Genomic DNA, 8,687 nt, shown 5'->3' on the forward strand with positions numbered 1-8,687 from the left:
GGCCGGCGTCAGCAGCCCGCTCGTACCAGCGGCGCGCGCCAGGCAGATCCGGCGGATCCCATGTGTCGGCCAGCAGATTCCCCAAGTTGAACTTGGCACCGATATGGTCGGCTGCCGCTGCCTGTTCGTACCAGCGGCGTGCCTCACGAAGGTCTGGCGGATCCAGCTTGGTCTCAAGGAGGAATCCCAGATTGAACCTGGCGTTGGCGCTTTCGGCGGCAGCCTTTTTGGCGGCACTGATCGCAACAGGAATATTTTCGCGCTGGTAGGCGGCAACACTCATTGCGAAGGCGTCCCGCGAGTCGGCTCGCTTTAGAGCTTCATACCAGAATTCGGTGGGGATTGGGCGAGCGTTCCCATTCTGTCCGTCGTCGGCGGCCGTGAGGTAGCCGAATGGCCGGTAGCCGCGCGTGCGGTCGGATATCCAGTGGGTGATAAGGGCCGCCGCGCGACCCGACCCCTCGGACGGCGTACGCATTTTGATGACGGCTTTGTGCGCCTGCTTGTTAGCGCCGTCAATGTAAGGATGCTCTGACGCGAGGGCCTCCATTGCCAGCATGATGAGATCTGGCTCGGGAACGGGACGAGGAATTCCAACTCGCACCCAGTCAATGGACACCCGTACCACCAAGTACCGCAACGGATCGGCGTAGAGGGAATCGTTATAATCTGCCAGCAATTTCGGTGCTCCAGCTAGCTGTTCCGCCAACCCGGCGGTCGACAGATCTTCAGAGGGATAGATACACTGTGCTGCGGCTTGCTCGACTGAGTCATCGGAGGTACGACCCATCCCGATCTGCGTGGCTTCGTCCAGCAAAAGCCGGGTGTCGCGCGTCAGCTCACCGGTATCTCGGCTAAGAAGATTACGCGCCTCCTGACGCAAGGTGGCCAGAACAATGGTGGGACCGGGACGTCTGGTCAGGCGCATCAGCAAGGACGGGTTCAGAGGATCGGTGACGGTAAGGTAGCGCTGAAGATCGTCTAGCCATATCAGTATCGGGTCACTAGTATTCTGCAATCGTGGATGCCCGGCCAGAGAACTCCATGCGCCGGGTACAGGGGCGAGCAAGTATGCGTGCGGCCAACGGTCCCGGATAGCCTCGAAAGCGGTGCGTGTCTTGCCTGCCTTAGACGGCCCGATCAACAACACCATCTGGCCGGGAACGACCGCGTCTTTTAGGCGGTCGTCAACGCTGTTGTGGGAGCGGGGCACATATGGGTCTCGAAGTCCATAGCTTTCTCGATTACCATAGGCGGACGGAGTGGCACCAAGACGGTACGGATTCAGGTCCGATACATGCGGCAGATCACCGTTGACCGACAGCTCCACCAGGCCGTCCAGTGGGTTGACCGGCTCCGCGGACGCCCAGATCAGCGTCTCGACGGCTGGCAGTCCAAGTGCTTCGGAGACACGATGGGTGGCTGGCTCCGCGGCGGCCGCCGCAATCCGGTCGAATCCCACCAATTGGACAGCCGAGTCCCCCTGCCGCGGGTGATGCTCAACTACGACTCCGATCGCATTGCCCGAATGGAATACTAATGCTCCTGATAGCCCTCCCCAGGGGCCTCGAGACGAGGGGGGGTCTCCCTTGCCGCCGCAGGCGAATATGATCGCTTCCTTGTCGGAAATCGTAGAATGGCCTGGCCGGACTTGCGGCTCACGCATTAGTAGACGACCAATTTCGGATTCGTCAGTCTGGTAAATCGTCCCATGCAACTCGGCGGTGTGCCGGGTCCTCTGGTCCGGGTCGCGCTGGAATAGCGCGTAACCGATCGCCTCACAGTCCCGCAAGATCCCCGAGTGACTGCGGTCTACGCGGGCGAACACCGGACGCTGGAGATCAGGCTCCCACGGGGCGTCCGTAAGTGGAATTGCAGCCACATCCACTTCAGAGGCGGCCACCATCTTGTCAAGGTTCGGAGTCGCAGTCGCCCCGTCGCTCGCGCGGACTACCCGCACCCCAATTGCAGACTCGCCAGTGGCCTTGTCGCGGATGCAATGCCCAGCCGTCAAAACCAGACGGCCGCCGACGAGGTATCCCGAACCAAACCGCTCCCTTCTATTGGCGAATGTTCCCAGCACCGCTACGACTCGAGTAATCGATATTCCTCGATTCGACATCCTGTGACTCCGTCGGCTTCCTATCAAGAACCGGACCGACCTGGTCCCCAGTCACACTCACGCCGGCAATAGTAAAGTCTGACGTGAGTGTCCCATCGTCCTTCTCCAGCATTGGCGTCAACCTCAGCACTAGGGTCTGAGTATCTGCCGACTTGTAGGAGCCTCCCAACCCAATCATGCTCCACCCGATCTTTCCATTTGCCTCTCTTGTGACGGCAACCTGGACTGTCAATTCAATCGGCTCGGGTGCGAATCGTATCGCGTTCCTTTGACCTGCCGTAATAGCCAGAGCAAGCTCGGTGCGCAGCGCCTCAATCGCATCTGCCAGTCCTACGACCATCTTAGCCATGACAACCTCTCCAGCGATCGCTTTGAGCAGCCATTGAACATTTTATCCTGTCGATATTTTCCGCAGATCTCCTGGTTGAATTGCTATGTAGATGTCGGTTACTTAGGAACTCACTACCCTCTATCGGGATGTCACTAAACCTCGACGAATGAGGGTCTGATCTGCGGTGGAATTCCCTGAGCTGCGCGATGAGTGGCAAATATTCTTAATATCATTGAGCACTCCTGTGGCGGCTTTTGCGAGCCTGCCGCACAGGTCTTTCAGGAGTCGGGAGGCTTGCGCGTGGCGAGGTAGAGAGTCCAGTCGTGGGCGGCGTGCTGCGTCCAGGCGACTGCGGTGGCAATGTGGAGGTCGAGCAGGGCCGCGAGGATCGGGGCGGGTAGGTCCGCGGCGAGCGTCATGAGCGCGGCGCTGCGGGCATGGCGAGCGTGTGGCAGCCCGTTGCCGCGAAGCGTCCGGTAGACCGCGTCCCTGGCTGGGCGGCCTGGGAAGCCGCCGGGGATCAGCCAGGTCGTGGCCGGCGGGGCGCTGCGAGCGAGAACGGACACGGTGCGGGCGGCGTCGCGTTGGGCGAGCAGCAGGTCGGCGACGGCCGGAGGAAGTAGGATGCCGTGCGCTCCCAGGCGGAGAAGTATCCGGTTGCCCTCGGTGGTGATCTGGTCGGCATGCAGGGTGGAGATGCGGCTGACGGGCAGGCCGTAGACCAGCAGGAGGGCGCCTGCCGCGCGGGCGGGCAGGGGCAGGGTGGTGTCGTGTAGGCAGCGGCGGAGGTGGGTCCATTGGTCGTCTTCGCTGATCGCGGTGACGATGTGGCGGGGGCGCCGTTTCGGGATGGTCACGTCGCCGGTCAGGTGTCGGCTGCGGGCCCAGTGCAGGAACTCGCGGGCTGGGTAGGCGCTCTCGGTCGGCTGTTCGGTCAGCCAGCGGTCGACGTCGGCCTGGGTGAGGTCGGCGAGCGTGGTCTGCTGCGCGTCGATCCAGGCCAGCAGATGCAGCGCGGCGCGGATGCGGGTGCGGGCCCAGCCGGCGGCGTGCGGGGTGAATGGCCGAGCGGGCAGCCGGTGGCGGGCCCGACGTAGGGCCTGTTTGGGAAGTACGTCCTGAGGCTGCCCGTGGATCTGGTGGTGACTTTCAGTCTGCATGATCCGTTGTGTGGCGCGGGGTGATCTGACGAACGTGCAGTGGGCTGTGCTGGAGCCGTTGCTGCCGTCGGAGGCGGACAAGAAGAAGCCGGGTCGGCCGGCGACGTGGACACGCCGGCAGTTGATCGATGGGATCCGGTGGCGGACCCGGACCGGGGCGCCGTGGCGGGATGTGCCGGCCCGGTATGGGCATTGGCGCACGGTGTACTGCAGTCGGAGGTGGGTCGGCGCAGCGCGGTGGGGGCGCCGGTGGCGACCGTGGTCACCGACCCGTCGGCGGGTTGGAAGCGGCGGATGGGAATGGGTGCGTTCGGCGAGTCGCCGTACGAGAGGAACCAGCGCGAACGTTCCGTAAGCCCAGTGCCGGCTCCAACCTGGCGGATGGTGACCTGGACGACGGACGTGTAGGTATGGCCAAGTCGTGTCCGACAGAGCCCCGACCTGGAGCGGCAGAAGTCGATCTGCGACCCAGGCCCCCCGACTGGTACTCCAACGCGGCCCGTCTACCCAAATAGCTCATACGGCTCCGGCGACAGGCCGTCCGAGCAGGCCATTGATCAACACAACTCTGCACAATGAGCCCACGATGAGCCCATATGTGATCTTCGACTCGGGTTTCTCGATCTTCGGAATCGAGAAACCGCAGGTCAAAGACTTATCGCTCGCCCCCCAGAAGAAAGGGGGCGCCCCGTTCACTCGATTACAAGTCGAGTGCGCTACCAATTGCGCCACACCGGCTGGCATCTTGACGATACCTGATCAGATGCTGCTGGCGGTCGACGCGCCGCGGTTGCCGTGCGGTGGCGGCGCGTGCGGGGAGTGGCGTCCAGCCGAGTGGTGTACGAAGAGCAACGATCTAGCGACTCGCCGGAGTGGCGGTCCGTGACATGGGGCGGCCACCGCGTGATCCTCTTGAGAAACATGCGAAGGTGCCGGCGCTGCGGGGACGGCCTGCTGCTCGCGCCGGTCACGCGGGTGGAGCGCCGGCAGGTCGTGGACCTGCCGCCGGTCGGGCCACCCGACCAGCAGGAACTCGCGGGGACCCGCGAGAGCGACCACGGCACGCAGCGCCCCGGGGAGCGAACCCGAGAGGCTCACGCTCCGTTCTGTGGGAGCTCGAGGGTGTGATTCCCCGGGCGACCCGATCGGGGTATCGTGGCCGCGGCCGGGACGGCGCTGTGGGGCGCGAAACTGGTGACTATGGATAAGTGGCGCAACCGGCCGCTGGCCGAGAACTGCTCTGAACGTGCGGGATCATTCCCGGCCAGCGGGTTGGTACGAGAAAGGGAAATACTTCCTGCCGTCAAAGAATTCTGCGGAGCCAGCCCTCGGTGGAGCCGTCCACGTCACGGTCTGCTTCCAGCGGGGTGAGACTGACGAATCCGTCCTGGATGGCACGGGTGTCGGTACCCGCGGGAGCGGGCTGGTCGTTCGGAGTGAGCCCGATCGTGTAGGTACCCGGCTGTCCCGCCTGCCCGCTGGTCGGCGTGTAGGTGAGATCGAGGGCCACGTTGGTGTCCAAGGCGGTCGACCGGACCCCCTTGGGGGGCAGCGCCGAACCGGGCTTGCCGGTGGCGGGGTCGACGGGGCCAGCCAGAACAGGATAGTTGACGTTGAGACCGACGCCCGGGGGCATCAACACACCGTGCTGCGACTTCCCCTCCAGCTGGTGGACGAGATCCACCACGTATCCGGCCGAGCTCTTCGCGGCGACGGCCGTTCCCTCCCGCCAGGCACTCGAGGTCTGCATGCTGACCGCGATCGCGGGCACGCCGAACTCGAGCGCGGTCAGGGCCGCGTTGACGGTGCCCGAGTGGTTGACCGCCTGACCGAGGTTGTTACCCGGGTTGATCCCGGAGATGACCAGGTCGGGTTTGGTGTTCCGGTAGAGCTGGTCGAAGGCGAAGAACACGCTGTCCGACGGTGATCCCGAGGCGACCGTCCACACCGACGGCTCGGGCCTGGCAACCGTCAGCTGCAGGGGAGGGATGGAGAAGCGACCACCCTGGCCGCTCTGGTCGGTACCGGGTGCCACGACCACGACGTCATGACCAGCAGCCTTGAGGGAATCACGCAAAGCGACGATCAGTGGCGTGTCGGAGCCTCCGGCGCCCCGCCATCCGTCGTCGTTGGTGAGCAGAATGTGCAGGGGGCGCGCGGGCGCGGGTGTGGGGGTACCAGGACCCGCCGCCGACGCGCTCGACGTGATGCCGACCAGCGAAGAAAGGATGGCCACACCAAGGACGACCGGGATTCTGCGTTTCTTCATTCCGTGAACGTAGAGTCGCCGGAATGGCGCAGTTTTCGACTTTCGACGAACTTTCGGGGAATATAGACACAACTTTCGGTGGATGCGCCGACAGATTCACCCTCTGTGTCCGATCGACTGTTTCGGGGTGATAGCGATGTTTCCGTTGCCAGCTGGGTAGGGCGCGCTGGGTAGGGGAGCGGGAGCGTTGCGTAGATCCCAGGTCATACCCGCTCTCGAACGCTTGTTCTCCATCGGTGTGTCGCGCCGGGCCGCCGCCTACCTTCTCGTGGCGATCACCTGGGTGCGACGTGGTCCCCACGGTGTCTCGCGGTGGTGGAGAGAGTGAGCTCTACCAGGTCCATCCGGTTTCGCCTGCTTCCCCGCCCGCGCCTCCGGATCACCGGCCAGCTCCGATCAGATCTCTGGGAGACGCCGGTGCATCTGCGCGTCCGCCGCGTTGAGGTGCTCGGGCACAGGGCTGGCGGTCGGCACGAGGGCGGGGATCAGCGCCGTTGGGGCGGAGACCGAGGCGGTAACTCTGGCGAGGTAGAAGTCGCCGGGGAAGCCGGTGCCGGTATCGGCCGACGCGAGTGCGCCCAATTGTGGTCAGATGCGCCGAGTCCAGCGTTGTGGTTAGCCCTCGCTGTCACAGCATGGTGCCCCTGTCAGGCGGAGGTCGACCGATGATCGAGGATCCGACGCCGTTCACGGTGGCGGTCGAGGACCGTGCGCTGCGAGATCTGCGGGACCGCCTGCTGCGCGCGCGCCTGCCCACCGGGGACGCCGTCGAGGACCCCCGCTTCGGGCTGACCGCGTCCGCGCTGCGGGAGTTCCTCGAGTACTGGTTGGACGAGTACGACTGGCGCGCCGAGGAAGCCGCTATCAACGCGTTACCGAACTCCACCGCCGTCCTCGACGGCCGGCCGGTGCACTTCGTTCCACCAGCGCGGGATCGGCCCCCGCCCGATGCCGCTCGTGCTCACACACGGCTACCCCTGGAGTTTCTGGGACTACCGGAAGGTGATCGGCCCGCTGACCGATCCGGCGGCCTACGGCGGCGACCCGGCGGACGCTTTCCACGTCGTCGTACCATCGCTGCCCGGATACTGCTTCTCGGCACCGCTGCGGCCCCGCGGCTTCAGCGTCCGCCAGGTGGCGGCGCTGTGGGTGCGCCTGATGCGCGACACGCTCGGGTACGAGCGGTTCGGCGCCGCCGGCGGCGACTGGGGATCGGTCGTGTCGATCGTGCTCGGCCACGAGCATCCCGACGCGCTGCACGGCGTCTACGTCACGCTGCCGAACTTCTCTCCCGCACTGCGCAACCGCTTCGATCCCTTCACCCGCGCCGACCTCGGGCCCGAGGAGCGCGACTGGTACGAGTCGACCTACCGCCACAAGCTGCGGGACGGCCAGACCTACCAGCCACCGACCGGCCCGAACTTCCACGCCCCGCACACCGAGGCCTACGCCGGTGTCGACAGCCCACTCGCGACCCGCGGGGCTTTACAGCGCACGTCACCGCCCACGCCTCCGGCCCCCGGGAGGAGTCCTGCGTGATGTTCGTCGCGGGCGTTGGTCGGGTACGTCCTGTGTGTCGGTCCTGTGCCACCTGGTGGTAGAGAGCGGGGCATGCGCATGGCGAGGAGCAGCGGCCGCCGTCCGGCCGTCCCGGAGCGCGGGGTCGCGGGGGTTGCGGACGGGCGATGGCTCCGGACTCGTCGGGCACGTCGGTGGCGGGTGGTGGCGGCGCTCGGCGGGCTGGTACTGACGGCGTCCCTGGCGGCCTGCGGCGGTTCGGGCGGAAAGGACACGGGCGGGTCGCCATCACTGTCGCCGTCGGCGGTCGGCTCGTCGTCGGTCCCGTCGGTCCCGTCGGTCCCGTCGGTCCCGTCGGTCCCGTCGGTGACGCCGTCCGAGCGGGGAGAAGGCGGCGGCGCGCCCGGTGGGGGCGGGGGTGCCACGGGAGGTGGCGTGCCGACCGCAGCCCCGGGGGGCGCGGCGGCGGGGCCGCGGGTCAGCGCGCGCAGCTGGTCGAGTCAGCCGGCGTCGGCCGCACGCCAGTTCGTCGCGCCCGTGCGGCTCGTGTCGGTGCGCAGCGCGCCCAACGTCGACAACGGCACCCGGTACGAACGGGTCGTGTTGGAGTTCGCCGGCGGGGTCCCCGGCTACCGGGCCCAGTACGTACACGAGGTGATTCGTCCCGGTTCGGGCGCGCCGCTGTCGCTGGCGGGAGGCGCCGCCTTCGAGCTGGTACTGACCTCCACCACGGCGCACGACGCGCAGGGCGCCTCCACGCTGCGCACGCCGCCGGACGGGCGGGACCCGTCAGGAGCCCTGAGCTATGCGATGGCCGGCGACTTCGAGGGCACGGTGCACATCGGCATCGGCACCACCCGCGCCACGGGGTTCCGGATCATCGAGCTCACCGGGCCCGACCGGTTGGCCGTCGACTTTCTGGCCTGAGCCCTCGTCGCCGTGCGGCACTGCCTCATTGCCGGCGGCTCCGGGCGATTGCCGGCGGCTCCGGGCGCGGTCAGCGCTGACCGGGCGACTGTGCGCCGCTGGTGATGCCCGGCCCGGGCAGGCCACCAAGCGGGGGCTCCGGTCGGGTGGTGGGAGTCGGTGGCCCGGTGGTGGCAGTCGGCTGTGGCAGCGGTGACGGGGGCGGCGTCGCGGTCGAGGGCGGGGGAGTAACCGGCTGGTCTGGCTGGGCGGGCGTGGTGCTGGCGACGGGGGTCGGCGGCTGCTGGTACGACGGGTCGGGAGGCGTGACCAGCGGTGTGCCCGATGGCAGATCACGGCCATCGTCCGGCCGCTCCCACC

Annotated in this window: 8 protein-coding genes and 2 pseudogenes; 5 read left to right on the forward strand and 5 right to left on the reverse strand. The window is 66.6% G+C overall.

The window, feature by feature from the left end; genetic code table 11:
• The 3 genes from C1A33_RS34190 to C1A33_RS14740 all read right to left on the reverse strand — a co-directional run.
• Positions 1 to 1,462 (reverse strand): SEL1-like repeat protein (locus C1A33_RS34190; RefSeq protein ID WP_165818395.1); only part of this gene is annotated, 1,462 nt, incomplete at its 3' end.
• A 598-nt stretch (positions 1,463 to 2,060) separates the two neighbouring features.
• Positions 2,061 to 2,471, reverse strand: coding sequence for a trypco2 family protein (locus tag C1A33_RS37930; RefSeq protein WP_423748075.1), 411 nt, complete (start codon positions 2,469 to 2,471; stop codon positions 2,061 to 2,063).
• 260 nt (positions 2,472 to 2,731) lie between these two features.
• Positions 2,732 to 3,613, reverse strand: a complete 882-nt coding sequence (locus C1A33_RS14740; protein WP_101832077.1) for a hypothetical protein — start codon at positions 3,611 to 3,613, stop codon at positions 2,732 to 2,734.
• Here C1A33_RS14740 and C1A33_RS37935 point away from each other — a divergent pair.
• Positions 3,612 to 3,968 (forward strand): transposase, encoded by a 357-nt coding sequence (locus C1A33_RS37935; protein WP_480014394.1) that lies wholly within the window; start codon positions 3,612 to 3,614, stop codon positions 3,966 to 3,968. The two genes, C1A33_RS14740 and C1A33_RS37935, sit on opposite strands and share 2 nt — an antisense overlap.
• Before the next feature lie 948 nt (positions 3,969 to 4,916).
• Here the strand turns inward: C1A33_RS37935 and surE are convergent.
• Positions 4,917 to 5,882 carry a 5'/3'-nucleotidase SurE gene (gene surE, locus C1A33_RS14755; protein ID WP_101832079.1) on the reverse strand — a complete coding sequence of 322 codons (966 nt, stop codon included), beginning with the start codon at positions 5,880 to 5,882 and terminating at the stop codon, positions 4,917 to 4,919.
• A 396-nt stretch (positions 5,883 to 6,278) separates the two neighbouring features.
• Positions 6,279 to 6,464: a hypothetical protein gene (locus C1A33_RS14760; protein ID WP_101832080.1), complete on the reverse strand. Its 186-nt coding sequence runs from the start codon at positions 6,462 to 6,464 to the stop codon at positions 6,279 to 6,281.
• Positions 6,465 to 6,547: 83 nt separating this feature from the next.
• On the opposite strand from C1A33_RS14760, the pseudogene C1A33_RS37940 reads away from it, so the two are divergent.
• From C1A33_RS37940 to C1A33_RS35750, 4 genes and pseudogenes are all read left to right on the forward strand, one after another.
• A pseudogene (locus tag C1A33_RS37940) lies at positions 6,548 to 6,796 on the forward strand (epoxide hydrolase N-terminal domain-containing protein); the annotation flags it as partial.
• Between the two features lie 34 nt (positions 6,797 to 6,830).
• On the forward strand, positions 6,831 to 7,421 hold the full coding sequence (locus C1A33_RS14770; RefSeq protein WP_101832081.1) for an alpha/beta fold hydrolase: 591 nt from the start codon (positions 6,831 to 6,833) through the stop codon (positions 7,419 to 7,421).
• Between the two features lie 414 nt (positions 7,422 to 7,835).
• Positions 7,836 to 8,327 carry an AMIN-like domain-containing (lipo)protein gene (locus tag C1A33_RS14775; RefSeq protein WP_243407561.1) on the forward strand — a complete coding sequence of 164 codons (492 nt, stop codon included), beginning with the start codon at positions 7,836 to 7,838 and terminating at the stop codon, positions 8,325 to 8,327.
• A gap of 170 nt (positions 8,328 to 8,497) precedes the next feature.
• Positions 8,498 to 8,687, forward strand: a pseudogene (locus C1A33_RS35750) (hypothetical protein); the annotation flags it as partial.

The organism is Frankia canadensis (genome assembly GCF_900197875.1).
GTDB lineage: Bacteria > Actinomycetota > Actinomycetes > Frankiales > Frankiaceae > Frankia > Frankia canadensis.